General features: G+C 70.5%; 20 protein-coding genes and 3 tRNA genes. 6 read left to right on the forward strand and 17 right to left on the reverse strand.

Annotated features, from left to right (window positions below):
• The first annotated feature begins 187 nt into the window (after positions 1–187).
• Positions 188–1,219 carry an adenosine deaminase gene (locus ACFXGX_RS14650; protein ID WP_384789870.1) on the forward strand — a complete coding sequence of 344 codons (1,032 nt, stop codon included), beginning with the start codon at positions 188–190 and terminating at the stop codon, positions 1,217–1,219.
• Positions 1,220–1,234: 15 nt separating this feature from the next.
• Here ACFXGX_RS14650 and ACFXGX_RS14655 read toward each other — a convergent pair whose 3' ends face one another.
• Entirely contained in the window at positions 1,235–1,924 is a 690-nt protein-coding gene (locus ACFXGX_RS14655; RefSeq protein WP_384789873.1) for a TetR/AcrR family transcriptional regulator, read from the reverse strand.
• Positions 1,925–2,051: 127 nt separating this feature from the next.
• Here ACFXGX_RS14655 and ACFXGX_RS14660 point away from each other — a divergent pair, with 127 nt between their 5' ends.
• On the forward strand, positions 2,052–2,684 hold the full coding sequence (locus tag ACFXGX_RS14660; RefSeq protein ID WP_384789876.1) for an NAD(P)-dependent oxidoreductase: 633 nt from the start codon (positions 2,052–2,054) through the stop codon (positions 2,682–2,684).
• 42 nt (positions 2,685–2,726) lie between these two features.
• On the opposite strand, the gene ACFXGX_RS14665 is transcribed toward ACFXGX_RS14660, so the two are convergent.
• The 8 genes from ACFXGX_RS14665 to ACFXGX_RS14700 form a co-directional block, all read right to left on the reverse strand.
• Positions 2,727–3,782 carry a UDP-N-acetylmuramate dehydrogenase gene (locus ACFXGX_RS14665; RefSeq protein WP_384789879.1) on the reverse strand — a complete coding sequence of 352 codons (1,056 nt, stop codon included), beginning with the start codon at positions 3,780–3,782 and terminating at the stop codon, positions 2,727–2,729.
• A gap of 154 nt (positions 3,783–3,936) precedes the next feature.
• A complete protein-coding gene (locus ACFXGX_RS14670) occupies positions 3,937–5,424 on the reverse strand; it encodes a DHA2 family efflux MFS transporter permease subunit (protein ID WP_384789882.1) in 1,488 nt (495 codons plus the stop codon).
• 99 nt (positions 5,425–5,523) lie between these two features.
• Positions 5,524–6,093 (reverse strand): TetR/AcrR family transcriptional regulator, encoded by a 570-nt coding sequence (locus ACFXGX_RS14675; RefSeq protein WP_384789885.1) that lies wholly within the window; start codon positions 6,091–6,093, stop codon positions 5,524–5,526.
• 504 nt (positions 6,094–6,597) lie between these two features.
• Entirely contained in the window at positions 6,598–7,026 is a 429-nt protein-coding gene (locus ACFXGX_RS14680; RefSeq protein ID WP_355760798.1) for a MaoC family dehydratase, read from the reverse strand.
• A 1-nt stretch (position 7,027) separates the two neighbouring features.
• Positions 7,028–7,480: a MaoC family dehydratase N-terminal domain-containing protein gene (locus ACFXGX_RS14685; protein WP_384789889.1), complete on the reverse strand. Its 453-nt coding sequence runs from the start codon at positions 7,478–7,480 to the stop codon at positions 7,028–7,030.
• A gap of 384 nt (positions 7,481–7,864) precedes the next feature.
• Entirely contained in the window at positions 7,865–8,029 is a 165-nt protein-coding gene (gene rpmG, locus ACFXGX_RS14690) for a 50S ribosomal protein L33 (protein WP_004571794.1), read from the reverse strand.
• Between the two features lie 87 nt (positions 8,030–8,116).
• A tRNA-Met gene (locus ACFXGX_RS14695) sits at positions 8,117–8,189 on the reverse strand.
• Positions 8,190–8,235: 46 nt separating this feature from the next.
• Positions 8,236–8,308 (reverse strand) — tRNA-Thr (locus ACFXGX_RS14700).
• A 547-nt stretch (positions 8,309–8,855) separates the two neighbouring features.
• Between ACFXGX_RS14700 and ACFXGX_RS14705 the strand changes: the two genes are divergently transcribed.
• Positions 8,856–10,118, forward strand: a complete 1,263-nt coding sequence (locus tag ACFXGX_RS14705) for an amidohydrolase family protein (RefSeq protein WP_384789892.1) — start codon at positions 8,856–8,858, stop codon at positions 10,116–10,118.
• 31 nt (positions 10,119–10,149) lie between these two features.
• Here the strand turns inward: ACFXGX_RS14705 and ACFXGX_RS14710 are convergent, their stop codons facing one another.
• Entirely contained in the window at positions 10,150–11,223 is a 1,074-nt protein-coding gene (locus ACFXGX_RS14710) for a hypothetical protein (protein WP_384789895.1), read from the reverse strand.
• A 144-nt stretch (positions 11,224–11,367) separates the two neighbouring features.
• Between ACFXGX_RS14710 and ACFXGX_RS14715 the strand changes: the two genes are divergently transcribed.
• A complete protein-coding gene (locus tag ACFXGX_RS14715) occupies positions 11,368–12,024 on the forward strand; it encodes an SDR family oxidoreductase (protein WP_384789898.1) in 657 nt (218 codons plus the stop codon).
• A 166-nt stretch (positions 12,025–12,190) separates the two neighbouring features.
• Here the strand turns inward: ACFXGX_RS14715 and ACFXGX_RS14720 are convergent, their stop codons facing one another.
• The 3 genes from ACFXGX_RS14720 to ACFXGX_RS14730 form a co-directional block, all read right to left on the reverse strand.
• The gene (locus ACFXGX_RS14720; RefSeq protein ID WP_384789901.1) at positions 12,191–12,403 is read right to left on the reverse strand and encodes a hypothetical protein; all 213 of its coding nucleotides are present in this window, start codon (positions 12,401–12,403) and stop codon (positions 12,191–12,193) included.
• Between the two features lie 363 nt (positions 12,404–12,766).
• Complete coding sequence (locus tag ACFXGX_RS14725; protein ID WP_384789904.1) at positions 12,767–13,033, reverse strand: hypothetical protein; 267 nt, start codon at positions 13,031–13,033, stop codon at positions 12,767–12,769.
• A 515-nt stretch (positions 13,034–13,548) separates the two neighbouring features.
• A tRNA-Tyr gene (locus ACFXGX_RS14730) sits at positions 13,549–13,630 on the reverse strand.
• A 200-nt stretch (positions 13,631–13,830) separates the two neighbouring features.
• Here ACFXGX_RS14730 and ACFXGX_RS14735 point away from each other — a divergent pair.
• Entirely contained in the window at positions 13,831–14,319 is a 489-nt protein-coding gene (locus ACFXGX_RS14735; protein WP_384789907.1) for a YajQ family cyclic di-GMP-binding protein, read from the forward strand.
• A 115-nt stretch (positions 14,320–14,434) separates the two neighbouring features.
• Here ACFXGX_RS14735 and ACFXGX_RS14740 read toward each other — a convergent pair whose 3' ends face one another.
• A complete protein-coding gene (locus ACFXGX_RS14740; protein WP_384789910.1) occupies positions 14,435–14,701 on the reverse strand; it encodes a GlsB/YeaQ/YmgE family stress response membrane protein in 267 nt (88 codons plus the stop codon).
• Between the two features lie 188 nt (positions 14,702–14,889).
• On the opposite strand from ACFXGX_RS14740, the gene ACFXGX_RS14745 reads away from it, so the two are divergent.
• Positions 14,890–16,134: an APC family permease gene (locus ACFXGX_RS14745; protein WP_384789913.1), complete on the forward strand. Its 1,245-nt coding sequence runs from the start codon at positions 14,890–14,892 to the stop codon at positions 16,132–16,134.
• Positions 16,135–16,245: 111 nt separating this feature from the next.
• Here ACFXGX_RS14745 and ACFXGX_RS14750 read toward each other — a convergent pair whose 3' ends face one another.
• From ACFXGX_RS14750 to htpX, 3 genes are all read right to left on the reverse strand, one after another.
• Positions 16,246–16,812, reverse strand: coding sequence for an SMI1/KNR4 family protein (locus ACFXGX_RS14750; RefSeq protein WP_384789916.1), 567 nt, complete (start codon positions 16,810–16,812; stop codon positions 16,246–16,248).
• Between the two features lie 109 nt (positions 16,813–16,921).
• Complete coding sequence (locus tag ACFXGX_RS14755) at positions 16,922–17,314, reverse strand: YccF domain-containing protein (protein ID WP_384789919.1); 393 nt, start codon at positions 17,312–17,314, stop codon at positions 16,922–16,924.
• Complete coding sequence (gene htpX, locus ACFXGX_RS14760; RefSeq protein ID WP_384789922.1) at positions 17,311–18,174, reverse strand: zinc metalloprotease HtpX; 864 nt, start codon at positions 18,172–18,174, stop codon at positions 17,311–17,313. The genes ACFXGX_RS14755 and htpX overlap by 4 nt, the downstream gene beginning before the upstream one ends.
• Positions 18,175–18,247: the final 73 nt, after the last annotated feature.

An 18,247-nucleotide genomic window follows, 5' to 3' on the forward strand; every position in this document is an offset into this window, starting at 1 on the left:
GCGCCGCATGCCCCTCGGGGGCCGGCCCGCCGCGCGCGGCCCACCCATCGCCCCCCGGCGCACCCCGCGCGGGGGGGGGGGCCGCCCACCCCCCCGGGTGGGGCCGGCCCCCGTTCATTCGTTCGAGCAAGCGCCCGATCAGGGAAAGCCCTACCGGCGCGAGCCGCGGGTGGGGCAGGATCTTTGGATGGAGCGCGTACGTGATGTCAGTCAACTTCCTAAGGCCCATCTGCACCTGCACTTCACCGGGTCCATGCGGCCCGGCACCGTGCTGGAGCTCGCCGACAAGTACGGCGTGCGGCTGCCCGAAACACTGACCGAGGCGCTGACCAGCGGGGAACCGCCGAAGCTGCGGGCGACCGACGAACGCGGCTGGTTCCGCTTCCAGCGCCTGTACGACGCCGCGCGGTCCTGCCTGAGAGAGCCCGAGGACATTCAGCGCCTGGTGCGCGAGGCCGCCGAGGAGGACCTGAAGGACGGCTCCGGATGGCTGGAGATCCAGGTCGACCCGACGTCGTACGCCCCGCGCCTGGGCGGTCTGATCCCGGCCCTGGAGGTCATCCTGGACGCGGTCGACTCGGCCGTGCGGGACACCGGGCTCGGGATGCGCGTCCTGGTCGCCGCCAACCGCATGAAGCACCCCCTGGACGCCCGCACGCTGGCCCGGCTCGCCGTGCGCTACGCGGACCGGGGGATCGTCGGTTTCGGGCTCTCCAACGACGAGCGGCGGGGCATGGCGCGGGACTTCGACCGGGCCTTCTCCATCGCCCGGGAGGGCGGGCTGCTGGCCGCGCCCCACGGCGGCGAGCTGACCGGCCCCGCCTCGGTCCGCGACTGCCTGGACGACCTGCACGCCTCCCGGATCGGCCACGGGGTGCGGGCCGCCGAGGACCCGCGACTGCTCAAGCGCCTCGCGGACCGCGGGGTGACCTGTGAAGTCTGCCCCGCCTCGAACGTCGCCCTGGGCGTCTACGAGAAGCACGCCGATGTCCCCCTGCGCACTCTGTTCGAAGCCGGGGTACCGATGGCGCTCGGCGCCGACGACCCGCTGCTCTTCGGTTCCCGGCTCGCCGCCCAGTACGACATCGCCCGCCGCCACCACGCCTTCACGGACCAGGAACTGGCCGAGCTGGCCCGGCAGTCGATCCGCGCCTCGGCCGCGCCCGAGGACGTCCGGGCGAAAATGCTGGCCGGCGTCGACGACTGGCTGACGGCCTAGCCCACTACCAGCCCACTAGAGGGTGTCCGGGGCGCCCGGTGACCCCGTCGTGTCCCCGGATCCCGTGGACCCCGCCCTGTTCCCGGGCGCGATCCCGGCGAGCAGGGTGCGGGCGAGCGCCGGGGCGAAGCTGTCCAGGGGCGGCGGCGTGCCCTCCTGGGTGGCGTCGTAGGCGAACGCCCGCTGCGCGCAGGCCCCGAGGAGGAGGGACGCGGCGGCGTAGGTGTCGGTGTCCGGCTGGACGCGCCCTGCGCGCTGCTCCGCCAGCAGATAGGCGGCGACGCCCCGGATGGGCATGTGCGGGCCCGCGCCCATGGCCCGCATGGCGTCGTCGTGACGGCGCTTGAGCTGCGTCTCCGCGTACAGGGAGGCGGCGATCGGGAAACTCTGCTCGTAGAAGAGGGCCGCCTGGCGGGCGATCTCCGTGAGGTTCTCCTCCAGGGAGTGCTCCCGCGGCTCGGCCGTCAGCCGCTCCAGGAGGGGGCCGAGCTGGGGCAGCCGCTCGTGGAGGACCCGGATGAAGAGCTCTTCCTTGCTCGCGAAGTACTTGTAGAGCGCCGCCTCGGAGCAGCCGGCCGCCCTGGCGATCTCCTTGGTGGTGGCACGGGAGAGGCCGAGCGTGAGCATCAGCTCGTGTGCCGCGTCGAGGATGCGGATCCTGGCCGGCTTCGACGGCGCGGCTTCCGTGGCGGATTTCTGCTGCATGGGGCCCAAGGATTCCATGACATGCCCTGCCGGGCTTGACGGGTGGGTGAGTACTTACTCACTCTAGAGGAAGCAAAGGTGAGTGAACACTCACCCACCTCATCTCCGTCTCATGCGGGAGCAGGTCATGGAACTCACCGTTTTCGGTGCCACCGGAGGCATCGGCCAGGAGATCGTCCGGCAGGCCCTCGGCGCGGGCCACCGGGTCACGGCGGTCGTACGGGATCCCGCGCGGCTCACCGTCACGGGCGCGCGTCTGGAGGTCGTCCGCTCGGACCTCACCGACCCGGAGTCGCTGCGCCCGGCCGTCGCGGGCCGGCACGCGGTCCTGTCCGGTCTCGGCGCGCGCCGCCGCAAGGACGCCGGGGTCGCGGCCCGGCTCACCCGTACGGTCCTCGGCGCCATGGAGGCCGAGCAGGTGCGACGGCTGCTGGTGGTCAGCGCGGGTCCGGTCGGCCCCGCCGCCGAGAAGGACACGCTCGTCGACCGCGCGATGCGGAGTCTGATCTCCGGCATCCTGAAGGACGTCTACGCCGACCTGCGGGAGATGGAGGAGGAGCTCGCGGGCAGCGCCACGGACTGGACCGTCGTCCGGCCGCCCCGCCTCCAGGACAAGCCGCTGACCGGCTCCTACCGCACGGCCGTGGGCGGCTTCCCGCCCAGGGGCCGCTTCATCGCGCGCGCCGACGTGGCCCACGCGATGCTGGCGATGATCGACGCCCCGGAAACCGTGAAGCAGGGGGTGGGCATCGCCTACTAGGGTCGGGCCCCGTCCCGCTGCCTCTCAGAGGCTCGCGGCCTCTCAGAGGCTCGCGTTCACCGTCACCGGTTCGTTGACGAGCGTGATCCCGAAGGCGTCGTGGACTCCGGCGACGACTTCCCGGGCCAGCGCGAGGAGGTCCTCGGTGGTGGCCCCGCCCCGGTTGGTCAGGGCGAGGGTGTGCTTGGTGGAGATCCGGGCGGGCCCGGTTCCGTAGCCCTTGGTGAAGCCCGACTTGTCGATCAGCCAGGCCGCGGAGGTCTTGGTGTGGCCCTCCCCCGCCGCGTACGCCGGCGGTACGGAACCGGCGCCGAGCCGTTCCTCCACGCGCGCGTGGAACGCGGCGAACGCCTCGTCCGTGAGGATCGGGTTGGTGAAGAAGGATCCGGCGGACCAGGTGTCGTGGTCCTCGGGGTCGAGCACCATGCCCTTCCCGGCACGCAGCTTCAGGACCGTCTCGCGGGCGGCGTCGAGGGGCACACGGTCACCGGGCTCCACGCCGAGCGCACGGGCCGTCTCGGCGTACTTGACCGGCGCCGACAGCCCCTCCGCGTCCTCCAGCCCGAAGCGCACCCGCAGCACGACATGGCGCTCGGGGTCCGCCTTGAAGCGGCTGTGGCGGTACGAGAAGCCGCACTCGGCGTTGGTCAGCGTGACCGTCTCGCGCGTCTTCCGGTCGTAGGCGATCACCTCGGTGATCGTCGACGACACTTCCTGGCCGTACGCGCCCACGTTCTGGATCGGTGTCGCACCGGCGGACCCGGGGATGCCCGCGAGGCACTCGATCCCGGCGAGCCCGGCCTCCACGGAACGGGCGACCGCGTCGGTCCACACCTCGCCCGCGGCCAGCTCCAGGCTCGTACCGTCGAGGGAGAAGCCCTCGGTGGCGATGCGCAGGGCGGTCCCGGCGAAGCCCTTGTCGCCGATGACCAGGTTCGATCCGCCGCCGATGAGCAGCAGCGGCGTACCGGCGTCGTCGGCGTCGCGCACGGCGGCGACGACCTCGGCGTCGGTCGTGGCGGTGATCAGCCGGGCGGCCGGGCCGCCGAGCCGGAAGGTGGTCAGCGGGGCGAGCGGGGCATCGTGGAGTTCCTGCACGGGCCCAAGACTACGAGACGGCACCGACTGCTCCGGGCGCACGGGGTCACGCGGGTGCCGGGGTTGCCGGGAGGGGGCGGGGTGTCGGTCGCCGGACACGCACGCGTACGGCCCCGTCCGGGCGGACGGGGCCGTACGCGTGCGGGCCTGATGCTCAGCGGCCGGCGGTCTCCAGCACCGGGGCCGACCCGGCGGAGCCGGACTGGGCCGCGTCCGCCGCGTTCCCCGCGGCGCGGCGCCCGGCCGGGATCGCCAGGGCGGCGATTCCGGCGACGGCCACGACCGCCGAGCCGGTGACCAGCGCGGGCCGCAGTCCGTCCACGAAGGCCTGGCCGGACTCGTATCCGCCCTGGGCGGCGAAGATCGACGACATGATCGCGATGCCGAGCGCGCCGCCCACCTCGCGCAGCGCGTTGTTGGCGCCGGAGGCGATGCCCTGCTCCTTCGGGTGGACGCTGGACATGACCAGGTTGGCGGCCGGGGCGAAGTACAGCGCCATGCCGATACCGCTGATGATCAGAGCGGGCAGCTGAGCGGCGTAGGAGGCGTGGGCGGTGGCCACGACCGCCATGTAGCCGAGGCCGACGGCCTGGAAGAAGAGGCCCGCGGCGACGACCGGTCGGCCGCCGATGCGATCGGACAGGATGCCCGCGATCGGCGCGACGAGCATCGGCATGCCGGTCCAGGGGAGCATCCGCAGCCCCGCCTCGGTCGGCGAGTAGCCGAGCACGCCCTGCATGTACTGGCTGAGCAGGAAGATCGAGCCGAACATCCCGAGGAACATCAGCAGGCTGGCCGCGTTGATCCCGGCGAAGGCGCGGGAGCGGAAGAGCCGCATCGGGAGCATCGGGTTCTTGGCCCGGGTGCCGTGGACGACGAAGCCGACGAGCAGGGCGCCGCCCGCGATCAGGCCGGTCAGGACGAACCCGCTGGTCCAGCCGTCGGCCGGCCCGCGGACCAGTCCGTAGACGATCCCGAAGAGGCCGCCGCTGGCGAGCAGGGTGCCGGGGAAGTCGAGCCGTGCGCCGGCGCCGAACGACTCGGACAGACGCAGTCGGGCGAGCGGGAGCACCGCGAGACCCAGCGGAACGTTCAGCCAGAAGATCCAGTGCCAGGAGACGTGCTCGGTGAGGCTGCCGCCGATGAGGGGCCCAGAGGCGACCGCGAGGCCGTTGACGGCGCCCCAGATCCCGTACGCCATGCCGCGCTTGGCCACGGGGACCGCGGCGGTCAGCAGGGTCAGGGTCAGCGGCATCATGATCGCCGCGCCGACACCCTGGACCGCGCGGGCGGCGATCAGCGAGTCGATGCCGGGAGCCATGGCCGCGGCTGCCGAGGCGCCGGTGAAGATGCTCAGGCCGACCAGGAAGAGCCTGCGGCGGCCGAACCGGTCACCGAGCGCCGCGCCGAACATCAGCAGGACGGCGAAGGTGAGCGTGTAGGCACTCACGGTCCATTCCAGGTCGCCGAGCGCTCCCCCGAGGTCCTTGCGGATGGAGGGCAGGGCGGTGGTGACGACGAGGTTGTCGAGGGCCGCCATGAACCCGGCGACGCTCGTGATGAGAAGGGCCCACACGGCTCCACCGCGACGCGCGGCCGGTTCCAGTACTGCGTCTGCTGTCTTTGTCGTCCGCTGAGACATCGCTCCCCCAGAGCGTCATGTGATCGCCATTGGCGATTAGTTATTGATGACTAACTTTTAAGGCCATGAAAAGGCGCCGAACTCCGCCTTCCCCCCTCGTTACTTCTCCAGCCGGCCCGTGGACCGCGCCGACGGGTAGAGCCCTTCCCAGACCCGGTGCTCGGGCGGGAACCCCATCGCCACCAGGCAGTTGATGAGCATTCCGTACGCCATGAAGGTCGTCGTCTCGCCGGTGTCGGCCCCGAGCGGCACATGCACGGCGTCCCACAGCCGCATCCAGCCGGCCCGGACCGCCTCGCCGAACTCGTGATCGCCGGCCTCCTCGGCCGCCGCCACCGCGACGTACGTCTGCATCTGCATGAGCAGCCGCTCCGGGTGCTCCGCGATGACCTTGACGTAGGCGTTGGCCATGGCATGCAGGGCCTCTTCACCCTCCAGCCCTTCGGCGGCCTCCACCATGGTCTGCCGGGCGAGCTCCATGCAGCGCTCGGCGGCCGCCAGGAAGATCGCCTTCTTGCCCGGGAAGAGCCTGAAGAGGTACGGCTGCGAGACACCCACACGCCGGGCGATCGCCTCGGTGGACGTGCCGTGGTAGCCACCGCGGGCGAACTCGCTCATCGCCGCGCGGACGACGCTCTCGCGCCTCTCCTCTGCGCTCATCCTGACCATGCGACAAAGTTAGTACTCAATCACTAACTACGTCAAGGGTGGGTGTGGAGGGGGAATGCGAGGGTGGGCGCCGGTCTTGGGTGGGCGTTGCTGGGGCGGGTGCCGGTCTTGGCGGGTGCCGGTCTTGGCGGGTGCCGGTCTTGGCGGGTGCCGGTCTTGGCGGGTGCCGGTCTTGGCGGGTGCCGGTCTTGAGCGGGCGCCGCTTGGGGCCGGGCGCCGGTCTTGGGTGGGCGCCGCTTGGGGCGGGCACCGCCTCGGAGCAGGCGCCGGTCTTGAGGCAGGCGCCGGTCTTGGGGCGCACCGCTTTCGGGCAGGCACCGCCTCGGGCGGGCACCGCCTTGGGGCAGGCACCGCCTCGGGGCAGGCACCGCCCTGGGCAGGCACCGATGAGTAAGGGGCGCCCGCCATGGACGGACGCCCCTTACAAGGCTTACGAAGCGTGGATGCCCGTGAGCCACGGCTGTTCTCGGCCGCTCCCGGCCGCTCCCGGCCGAATCCCCGAGGTCAGGCCAGTCGTACGACCGCGCGCGACATCCCCAGGATTTTCTGGCCGCCGCTGGTCGCCGTGAGGTCGACGCGGACGGTGTTGTCGTCGAGCTTGGCGGCGACCTTGCCGCCGACCTCGATGGTGGCGCCCTTGTCGTCGTTCGGGACGACGACGGGCTTGGTGAAGCGAACCCCGTACTCGACGACGGCGGCCGGGTCGCCGACCCAGTCGGTCACCACACGGATCGCCTCGGCCATGGTGAACATGCCGTGCGCGATGACGTCGGGAAGGCCCACCTCGACCGCGAACTTCTCGTTCCAGTGGATCGGGTTGAAGTCGCCGGAAGCCCCCGCGTACTGCACGAGCGTGGCACGCGTCACGGAGAACGTCTGGGGCGGCAGCTCGGTGCCGACCTCGACGTCCGCGTAAGAGATCTTCGCCGCCATGTCAGCCCACCTCCGCCGCGCGGGCCACGAGCTTCGTGACAGCCGTCACGACATGCTCGCCCGCCTCGTCGTGGACCTCGCCACGGACGTCCAGGATGTCGTTGCCCGCGAGGGACTTGATCGACTCGATGGTCGAGGTGACCGTGAGCCGGTCGCCGGCGCGCACCGGACGCGTGTACGCGAACTTCTGGTCGCCGTGCACCACCCGGCTGTAGTCGAGGCCCAGCTGCGGGTCCTTGACGACCTCGCCCGCGGCCTTGAACGTGATGGCGAACACAAAAGTGGGCGGGGCGATCACGTCGGGGTGACCGAGAGCACGTGCGGCCTCGGGGTCCGTGTACGCAGGGTTACTGTCCCCCACGGCCTCCGCGAACTCGCGGATCTTCTCCCGACCGACCTCATAGAGATCGGTGGGCGGGTAGGACCGCCCCACGAAGGACTGGTCGAGCGCCATGGGCTCGGCACCTCCTGGTTGTCTTCGCTGCGCTGATGGTCTTCGCTGCGCGCCTGGTGTTTTCGTCTTCGCCGCGACGGCTGTCTTCGCGCCGCCGGACGCCCTCGCCACGCCGGACGCCTTCGGTGCACCGGGTGTCTTCGGCGCATCGAACGTCTTCGGCACACGTGGCTCGGCCACGACGGCTGTCTTCGGTGCGCCGAGTGTCCTCGGTGCGCCGGGTGTCGCGGTTGCCGCAGCGGGACCGGCCGTTTTGACCGGACGGCCCATCTTCGCTCGGAAACGCCGGTACGCCTATGACGCCCCGGTACGCGCCGGACATCGGTTCCACAACGACGCGAGGCCGCCCCCCGTGAGGGGGACGGCCTCGTGTACGAGCCTGAATTATCGCGTTTCGCGGTGCGCGGTGTGCGCATTGCAACGCGGGCAGTGCTTCTTCATCTCCAGTCGGTCCGGGTCGTTACGCCGGTTCTTCTTGGTGATGTAGTTCCGCTCCTTGCACTCCACGCAGGCCAGCGTGATCTTCGGGCGGACGTCGGTGGCAGCCACAGGAGTGCTCCTTGACGAACGGATGGGACATTAACGCATAGAAGAGTAGCCGATCGAAGGACCGACCCCACAATCGGCTACCGTCAGTAGCGGTGACCGGACTTGAACCGGTGACACAGCGATTATGAGCCGCTTGCTCTACCGACTGAGCTACACCGCTTTGATGGGTTCGGCCCCCGTCTCGCGACGGGAACCTCCCTCACCAGAGCCCCAATACGGAATCGAACCGTAGACCTTCTCCTTACCATGGAGACGCTCTACCGACTGAGCTATTGGGGCGAGCGATGAAGACATTACACGGTCCGCCGCCGATCGCCCAAATCCGTTTCGCGGCACCCGCCCGGGCCTGATCACAGGCGGTTTCCCGGGCGTTCCCGCAAGCCTTCTGGTGCCCCTCGGGACTCCTGGATCACAGGGGGTGACGGCTTTCGGGCCGCCCCGGGCACGGACCTGCGTCGGGCCGATGGTGGCCTGCGCGGGAGCGGCCGCGTACCGGGGCCGAGAGCGGCCGCCGGAGAGCCCGCCGAACGGCGGGCGACGACCGGTCGCGCCGGGCGCGCCCTGGCTGGTCGTGAGCCGGTCGGCCCGTGGGTCATGGGCCGCCGACGAGCCGGCCGACCCCGAACCGGTCACCCGGCGGCCCGTTGGGGATCGCTCCCGAAGAAGGCCGGTCTCGGCCGGTCAGCGGACCACGCCGGTACGACTATTGCGCTCCTCCCTGACCTCGACGGGTCGCCGCCCTAGGCTCGACTCACGCTGCGTGATCTTGTGTCCCCACGCTCCGCAGTCGTCCCTCCCGCAGCCGCCCCCGAGCCACAGGAGCGCGATGCCCGACAGCCAGCAGCAGCCGCCCCACTCCCCCTCGGGACAGACCGACCCGGCCGCTCTCCTGCTGTGCGGGGCGCGGCTCACCGACGGCCGGACCGTGGACGTACGGCTCGGCGGTGGCCGTATCGAGGCGGTCGGCACCGTGGGAAGCCTGGCGGCGGGTGCCTCGGGGGCTCGCGCCGCACGGGTGGACCTCGACGGCTACCTCCTCCTGCCGGCCCCCGCCGAGGCCCACGCGCACAGCGACACGGCCCTGACGGCCGACGGCGAGGGACCTCTCGCGTACGACGACCTGGCGATCCGGCGCCGGGCCACCGAGGCGGCCCTGCTGCAACTCGGACATGGGGCCACGGCGTTGCGGTCCCATGTGCGCGTCGGTGACGTGCAGGGGCTGGACGCCCTGGCGGCGGTGCTCGAGGTACGGCGGTCGTTGCGGGGGCTCGCCGAACTGACGACGGCCGCGATGCCGCGGGTGCTGACCGGGGCGGCCGGCGCCGACGGGCTCGCGATGCTGCGGGACGCCCTGAAGATGGGCGCTTCCGTGGTGGGCGGCTGTCCGGACGCCGACCCCGATCCGACGGGGTACGTCGAGGCCGTCCTGGAACTCGCCTCCGAGCACGGCTGTCCGGTGGATCTGCACACGGACGCCGCCGATCCCGCCCGGTTGGCCCGGCTCGCCGCGATGGCGGGCGGGCTGCGGCCCGGCGTGGCCCTCGGCCCGTGCGGCGGGCTCGGCCGGCTGCCCTCCGAGGTGGCCGCCCGCGCCGCAGACCAACTCGCCGCCGCCGGAGTGACGGTGGTGTGTCTGCCGCAGGGCGGCTGCGGCTCGGCCGACGGGCGCGGCACGGCTCCCGTACGGCTCCTGCGGGCGGCCGGAGTGCGGGTCGCGGCGGGCGGCGGTGCCCTGCGTGACGTGTCCAACCCGGTGGGACGCGGAGACCCGCTGGAGGCGGCGTACTTGCTTGCCTCCCGGTACGGGCTGCACCCCGAGGAGGCGTACGACACGGTGAGTTGTGCCGCCAGAGCCGTCCTCGGGCTGCCCGAGGTGCGCGTGGAGGCAGGGTTCCCGGCCGAGTTGCTCGCCGTACGCGGGGACGGTCTGGCGGGGGTGCTGTCCCTCCCGTACAGCCGCATCGTGATCCACCGGGGGCGCGTGGTGGCACGTACCAGCGCGGTACGGGAGTACTGCGACTCGGCGGCGGACTCCGGTCTCGAACTGCCCCGGCAAGGACGGGAAGAGCCGTCCTGGCCGGGGTTCTGAGGCTCCTGCCGCCCGGTATCCCGCTCCCTGGCTAGAACCCGCCGCCCAAGAAGGCGGTTCCCAGCGGGCTGGAGCCGGGCACCTTGTCGACGGGGATCTCGGTGGCCCCGGCCGGCGCGCTGATGTCACGCGCCTTGGAGAACTTCAGGACGAGGGGCAGCTTGGCCTTCTGCGGGCGGTCGGCGAGAACGGCCAGGTCGACCCTGATCTGCCGGAGGTCGCCGTTCTTCAGGGTGAAGTCGACGGCGGCCTTCCTGTTCGGCGCGTCCTTGAGGTCCTTGGCGGACGGGAGTTCCGCGCCCGCCGGAAGGTCGCCCTGCAGCGGGCGGAGCTTGTCGAAGACGCCGGTGAGCAGGTCGCGGACATTGCCCGTGGCGATGACGTGCTCGACCCCTTCGGCGCCGCCCTTGGTCCGGAACGTGACCTTGTGGCCGATGACACCGCGTACGGCGTCGAGAACCTTCTTCTGGGTCTTCGCGTCGACCTCCCCGCCACCGGCGGCCCCCTTCGAGCCACCCCCGGCGGCCTTCCCCGCCCGCTCCAGCTCCTTGGTGTTCACCTTCACCCAGTCGCCTTCGAGGACCTTCTTGAACTCCTTCTGGCTCGGCGGGAGATCGTCGGCCGTCGGCATGGGCACGCCCATCGCCTGACCGATGGCCTTCATGTCGGTGCGGTAGTACATGAAGTCGCCGATGATCCGGTACTCGACCAGGACACCGCCGGTGCCCGTGATCCTCATGCTCGTACCGACGAGGTCCTTCTCGCCCGAATCCGACAGCGCCTTCCTGGACTTGACGGAGACGTCGACGCGCAGGCCACTGACGAACTTGGCGAACTCCGGCGGAAGTGATTCGTCGGCACCGTCCTCACCCGCGAGAGTGTCGATGGCGGCCGCGTCGGCGTCCAGGTCCAACTGGAAGGCGAGCGACTTCTGTTCACCGAGCCGGGAGACGGCGTGGTCCACCTTCTGCCCGGCTGTGAGGTTCTGGACCGTGCCGCAGGCGGCCGCCGCGGTGAGAAGGACAGCGGTGCAGCCGACCGCGGTGGCGGTCTTGCGTATGGCGGTGATGATGGTCTCCTCTTGCAACGCCGTGCAGGTCCGCACGGCGTTCCTTCGTTCGCGTGTTCACTCGTTCTGACGCGTTCTCGCGGCGATCACCCACGCGTTCACAGTGATCACCCATGTGACACATGAGTCGTCCACAGGGTTGTGCGGCGAACGCGGTCATCCGGGCGTACGGTCGGAAACATGCGCATTGTCATCGCTGGTGGTCATGGTCAGATCGCGCTGCGGCTGGAGCGGCTGCTCTCCGCGCGCGGGGACGAGGTAGCGGGGATCATTCGCCGTGCCGAACAGGGGGACGATCTACGGGCGGCCGGCGCCGAGCCCGTCCTGTGCGACCTGGAATCGGCATCGGTGGAGGAGGTCGCCGCGCATCTGCAGGGCGCGGACGCGGCCGTCTTCGCGGCGGGCGCGGGGCCGGGCAGCGGCGCGGACCGCAAGCAGACAGTGGACAAGGGCGCCGCGATCCTGTTCGCCGACGCCGCCGAGCGCGCGGGCGTACGTCGGCACGTGGTCGTCTCCTCCATGGGCGCGGACCCGGCCCACACAGGTGACGACATCTTCGACGCCTACCTGCGCGCCAAGGGCGAGGCCGACGAATACGTACGCGGCCGCGCGGGCCTGGACTGGACGATCCTGCGCCCCGGCGGCCTGATCGACGACGCCGGAACCGGCCTCGTACGCCTGGAGGCCTCGACCGGCCGCGGCATGATCCCCCGCGACGACGTCGCCGCGGTCCTCGCCGAACTGGTCGACACCCCGGCCACCACCGGCCTGATCCTGGAAGCGATCAGCGGTTCGACACCGATCTCGGTGGCGGTGAAGGCGGTGGCGGGCAACTAGGCGCGGCTTGCGGGGTCGAGTCGACGGTCCCGGCTCTTCGGGACCGACTCCGCGTGGGGCGACTCTTCGGGACCGACTCCATGGAGGGGGCGGCTCTTCGGGGTCTGGCCTTCGGGGTCTGGCTTTCGGGGTCTGGTCCTTCGGGGTCTGGTCCTTCGGGGTCTGCTCAGAACAGGGGGAGCTGGCCGGGGAAGTCGGGAACGGCGTAGCCGTCCAGCGTGGGCTGCGCCGCCCCGATGAACGCCTCCCGGCGCGAACCGGCGCACGAGACCAGTTCCCCGGTCCCCCGCGCGCCGGGCGGATCGTGCCGGGCGAACCGCCCCGCGACGACGGCGATCTCCCGACGGCACTCGGGACAGTTCCTGCGACGCGATGACATGTGATCAGTGTGCCCCGCGGCCCCCGAGTTCCGCCCCGTCGGCCGCAGGCCACCGCCCCGGCCGTCGCAGGCTCATTCCCCAATTCACCCTCGGTCAGAACACACCCCCGAGGAATTCGACGCACGAAAGCAGAATAGAATTGGAACAGGACGGAGAACGGCCGCCCAAAAGCAGCCACCCTGTCACGTCCTGCGAAATCAATTCATCAACGCGGCGCCGGACCGCTGACGGCCGACCCACTCGCCGGGCCGACACCGAACCGGTGGGTCAGACCGACAACCGCGTCGGCGTCGACGCGGACGCCCGTCCGTCCGTCCGTCCGTCCGCCGTCAACGCCTCCGCCTCCGCCTCAACTCCGCATCTCACACAGGCAGTTCATCCACGTAGCGCTTGGCCATCACGAGCGAGACGCCGGGATACTCCTCGCGGACCGCCTTGATCGCGGCGACATCACCCCTGGCCCTGCGGACCCCCTGGATACGCCCCGCGTCGACCTGGCCACGGAACCCTTCGAAGGATCCGTACCTGTCCCAGAAGGCCTTCTTGCGCCTCTTCGCAGCCCGATCCCCCGCGACGAGCATCGCAATACAGATGCCGACCGCGATGAAACCTGCAATTCCCCCGAACATGACTCTCCTTCGCCACTGGTACGCATGATGCCGAGTACGCCCGCCAATTTACCCGCCCACAGACGGAGCCACGCAGGAGCAGGCGACGCCACGGCCGGACCGAAGGAAGCTCGAGGGCAAGTACGCACGCGAGCCCGCGGAATGACGTCGGGTCACATCACCCGCGCCGCCCCCGCGCGAGGCGGGGACATACCCCAGGCCGGATCTCGGTAACCGGCTACCGCCTCGCCCACTGTTACCGGGCGCGCTCGGAGGGGTCGGCGGTGCCGTCACTGCCCTAGGCGCCGCAGGTGATCGAAAGGGAGATCGAGAGGGAGATCGAGAGGGAGACGGCCACCGAGGCGTCCTCCACCCGGTCAGAGCCGAACCGGACCCGGACCGCACACCCGGCAGCGGGCCCGGTGGATCGCGCAGGCCCCAGGGCCGCACCGCCGCGGACACACCGCGGGCGCTCAAACAAAGAGAAACCCCCTCCGATCCACGTTTCCGCAGATCGGAGGGGGTTCACCTACATGTGGCGGCGCCAGGGTTCGAACCTGGGTAGGCTTAGCCGGCAGATTTACAGTCTGCTCCCTTTGGCCGCTCGGGCACACCGCCGGGGTTGCTGCCCCTGAGCCTCGCTCTCGCGGTGCTCTCTGGCAACGACGTAAACGATACCCGATGCTCGGGGATGCTTCGCCACCCAATTGATCGACGCTTGGGGGGAGGGGGTGGCTAGGCTTATGCGGATGCGGCCGGAGGCCTACGCCGGGCTCGACAGCCGCCCCTACGCACCCCGATACAAGGAGCCACAGGACATGGCCGACTCCAGTTTCGACATCGTCTCGAAGGTCGAGCGGCAGGAGGTCGACAACGCCCTCAACCAGACCGCCAAGGAGATCTCGCAGCGCTACGACTTCAAAAACGTCGGCGCCTCCATCTCCTGGTCCGGTGAGAAGATCCTCATGGAGGCGAACTCCGAGGATCGGGTGAAGGCCATCCTCGATGTGTTCGAGACCAAGCTGATCAAGCGCGGCATCTCGCTGAAGTCGCTGGACGCCGGTGAGCCCCAGCTCTCCGGCAAGGAGTACAAGATCTTCGCGACGATCGAGGAGGGCATCTCCCAGGAGAACGCCAAGAAGGTGGCGAAGATCATCCGCGACGAGGGCCCCAAGGCCGTGAAGGCCCAGGTGCAGGGCGAAGAGCTGCGCGTCACCTCGAAGAGCCGCGACGACCTGCAGGCCGTTCAGGCCCTCCTCAAGGGCAAGGACTTCGACTTCGCCCTGCAGTTCGTGAACTACCGGTAGAACGCACGGCAGGCGCCATGAGGTGGCCGCGGACGTGGCCGGCGGTACGAGGAAGGGTGGGCACCCGGGGTGTCCACCCTTTTCGTCTGCCGGCCGCGGTCCCTGCGACGCGGGCTCAGCGGCGCGAGTCGCCGAACAGGACGCGGTAGAGGATCAGCAGTACGAGCGAGCCGCCGATGGCCGCGGCCCAAGTGGCGCCGTCGTAGAAGTGCTTGCTGACGGGGTGGTCCAGCCAGCGGGCGGATATCCAGCCGCCGACGAACGCCCCCACGACACCGATGACGGTCGTTCCGACGAAGCCTCCCGGGTCACGCCCCGGCAGCAGGAACTTGGCGATGGCGCCTGCCAGCAGCCCCAGAATGATCCAGCTGATGATGCCCATGTTCTGAGCCTGCCCTTCCGTTCTGTACTCACGCTGTCGCGGCCCTGTGAATCCGCTCCGTGCGGGCCCTGGCCGCGCTGTCCGTACGCGGTTCGGTCACGCGTCCCGAATGCCGTCTCGGTGCCGTGCCGATGAACAGGACGTCGCCGTGGCCCCCGCCGGTTGCGGTGATCAGTAGGGTGCGGCGTATGACGCCGCCCGGTCCCGAATTGCGCCGCACGCTCGGAGTCGGTGACGCCGTGGTCATCGGGCTCGGCTCGATGATCGGCGCCGGCATCTTCGCCGCGCTCGGCCCGGCCGCGCGGGCGGCCGGATCCGGGCTCCTGCTCGGGCTCGCCGTCGCCGCGGTCGTCGCCTACTGCAACGCGATGTCCTCGGCCCGGCTGGCCGCCCTGTACCCCGCCTCCGGCGGCACGTACGTCTACGGGCGCGAGCGGCTCGGGGTCTTCTGGGGATATCTGGCGGGCTGGTCGTTCATCGTCGGCAAGACGGCCTCCTGCGCGGCGATGGCACTCACCGTGGGCGCGTACGTCTGGCCTTCGCAGGCGCACGCGGTGGCGGTCGCCGCGGTGGTGGCGCTGACCGCCGTGAACTACGGCGGCATGCGAAAGTCGGCCTGGCTGACGCGGGTGATCGTGGCGGTGGTCCTGGCGGTCCTCGCTTCCGTGGTGGTGGGGTGTCTCGGATCCGACGCCTTTGACGCCGGGCGGCTGGGCATCGGTCTGTCGTCCGGCGCGGGCGGGGTGCTTCAGGCGGCCGGGCTGCTCTTCTTCGCGTTCGCCGGGTACGCGCGGATCGCCACGCTCGGCGAGGAGGTACGCGATCCGGCGCGCACCATTCCGCGCGCGATCCCGTTGGCTCTGGGCATCGCGCTCACGGTGTACGCGGCGGTCGCCGTCTCTGTCGTCTCGGTGCTCGGAACGGACGGGCTGGGGCTCGCCGCCGCGCCGCTGGCGGACGCCGTACGGGCGGCCGGACTGCCGGAGCTCGTGCCGATCGTGCGGGTGGGGGCCGCCGTGGCCGCGCTCGGCTCTCTTCTCGCTCTGATCCTGGGTGTCTCGCGGACCACGCTGGCCATGGCCCGCGACCGTCATCTGCCGCACGCCCTCGCCGCCGTCCATCCGCGCTTCCAGGTCCCCCACCGGGCGGAACTGGCGGTCGGCGCCGTGGTCGCCGTGCTGGCCGCGACGCTGGACGTGCGCGGCGCGATCGGTTTCTCCTCCTTCGGCGTGCTGGCGTACTACGCGATCGCCAACGCCTCCGCATGGACACTGAGTCCGGCCCCGGCATCGCGTGCCATGCCGGCGCTGGGCCTCCTCGGCTGCGTGACGCTGGCCTTCGCCCTGCCGGGGGTTTCGGTGGTCGTCGGAGCGGCTGTCCTGGCGGTGGGAGCGGCCGCGTACGGCGTACGGATGTGGGCGGCTTCGCGCTGAGGGCTGTCCTGTGATGCCCTGTGGATCAGCGCGTGGGGTGAGATGCCGTGCGTGGCGGGGTGGACAGTGGTCGCCGTCCCTGGCGTGTTCCGGCGGTCAGGGGCCAGGAGGTCAGGAAGCCCGGGTCGCCGTCGCACGTCTGGGGAAGTCGGGCCAGAGGGGGAGGTCCGCGCCGTCGTTGGACTCCTCGTACCAGCCCGTTCCCTCCAGCCACGCGAGCAGCCAGGTCGCGAGGTCGGGCGCGTCCACGTACCAGGCGTGGTCGGCGCGGTCGGCGTTCGGCTCGAAGAGCAGGACCTTGCCGTCGGGGCTCTGGCAGTCCACGCACGCGTACATTCCGCAGCCCCAGTGGGATATGGGCAGGACGCCCTCGGGCCACGGCCATTCGGGGTCCTTGCGGCCGCTCTCGCGGCTGGCGAGGTACTGCGGAACAACCGCCGGTTCGCCAGACGGCGGACCGTCGAGCAGGGGCAACAGGCCGTATTCCGGACCGAATCCGCCGTCCCCTATCCGGAGGTAGAGGGCGGAGAGCAGTGCCGGCAGGGGGAAGCCGAGGACGGCCTCGGCGCGGGCGACCTCGGCCGGGCCCACGGGCGCGGGGAGAGAAGGCCAGCCCCACGGGCGGGTGTTACGGGCCTCCGTAGCGACCCGTGCCAGCAACTGCTCGATTTCGGTCATGGATTCATGATGCAGCGCGCCACTGACAATCGGGCAGCCTGTGGAAAACCCTCACGCGAGACGGGTCGACCCCGTCCCGGCAAGGAGTGCGGCACGTACTCCCGTGCGGCTAACGCCCGGCGAACGGCTCGTCCGTGCGGACGATTTCGCGTCCCAGCGGGAACAGCGAGATCGGGATGAGCTTGAAGTTGGCGATGCCGAAGGGAATGCCGATGATCGTGATGCACATGGCGATGCCCGTGACGATGTGGGCCAGCGCGAGCCACCAGCCCGCGAGGACGAGCCACAGGACGTTGCCGATGCAGGACGGGGCGCCGGCGTCGTGGCGCTCCACGGTCGTATAGCCGAAGGGCCACAGCGCGTAGATGCCGATACGGAACGCCGCGATGCCGAACGGAATTCCGATGATCGTGATGCACAGGATGAGACCTGCGACGAGGTACCCGAGGAACAGCCAGAAGCCGCTCAGGATGAGCCAAATGACGTTCAGAATTGTCTTCACTGCTGACGACCTGCCATCTGCTCGAGCCGGGCGATGCGCTCCGCCATGGGCGGATGCGTAGAGAACATCTTTGACATTCCCTGTCCCGGGCGGAAGGGGTTAGCGATCATCATGTGGCTCGCGGTCTCGATGCGCGGCTCGGGAGGCAGCGGGAGCTGCTTCGTGCCCGCGTCGAGCTTGCGCAGCGCGCTCGCGAGGGCGAGGGGGTCGCCGGTGAGCTGGGCACCGGACGCGTCCGCCTCGTACTCCCTGGAGCGGCTGATGGCGAGCTGGATGAGGGAGGCGGCGATCGGGCCCAGGATCATCACCAGAAGCAGTCCGAGGATGCCGGGGCCGTCGTCGTCGTTGGACCGGCCGACGGGGATCAGCCAGGCGAAATTGACCAGGAACATGATCACGGAAGCGAGAGCTCCGGCCACGGAAGAGATCAGGATGTCCCGGTTGTAGACGTGACTGAGCTCGTGGCCGATGACACCGCGCAGTTCGCGCTCGTCCAGGATGCGCAGGATGCCCTCGGTGCAGCACACGGCCGCGTTGCGCGGGTTGCGGCCCGTGGCGAAGGCGTTCGGCGCCTCCGTCGGTGAGATGTACAGGCTCGGCATGGGCTGACGGGCCTGCGTCGAGAGATCGCGGACCATGCGGTACAGGGCCGGAGCCTCGAACTCGCTCACCGGGCGGGCGCGCATCGCGCGTAGAGCCAGCTTGTCGCTGTTCCAGTACGCGTACGCGTTCGTACCGATCGCGATGAACAGCGCGACGATCAGGCCTGTGCGCCCGAAGAAGCTGCCGATGACGATGATGAGTGCGGACAGTCCCCCGAGAAGTACGGCTGTCCTGAGCCCATTGTGCCGGCGGTGCACGGTAGCCCTCCAAGTCGTGCGGCGGGGGAACCCTTTGCTTGCTGATGCTCTGCTTCCACTCTTCAGTGGACCC

The organism is Streptomyces sp. NPDC059371 (assembly GCF_042751995.1).
Lineage (GTDB): Bacteria > Actinomycetota > Actinomycetes > Streptomycetales > Streptomycetaceae > Streptomyces.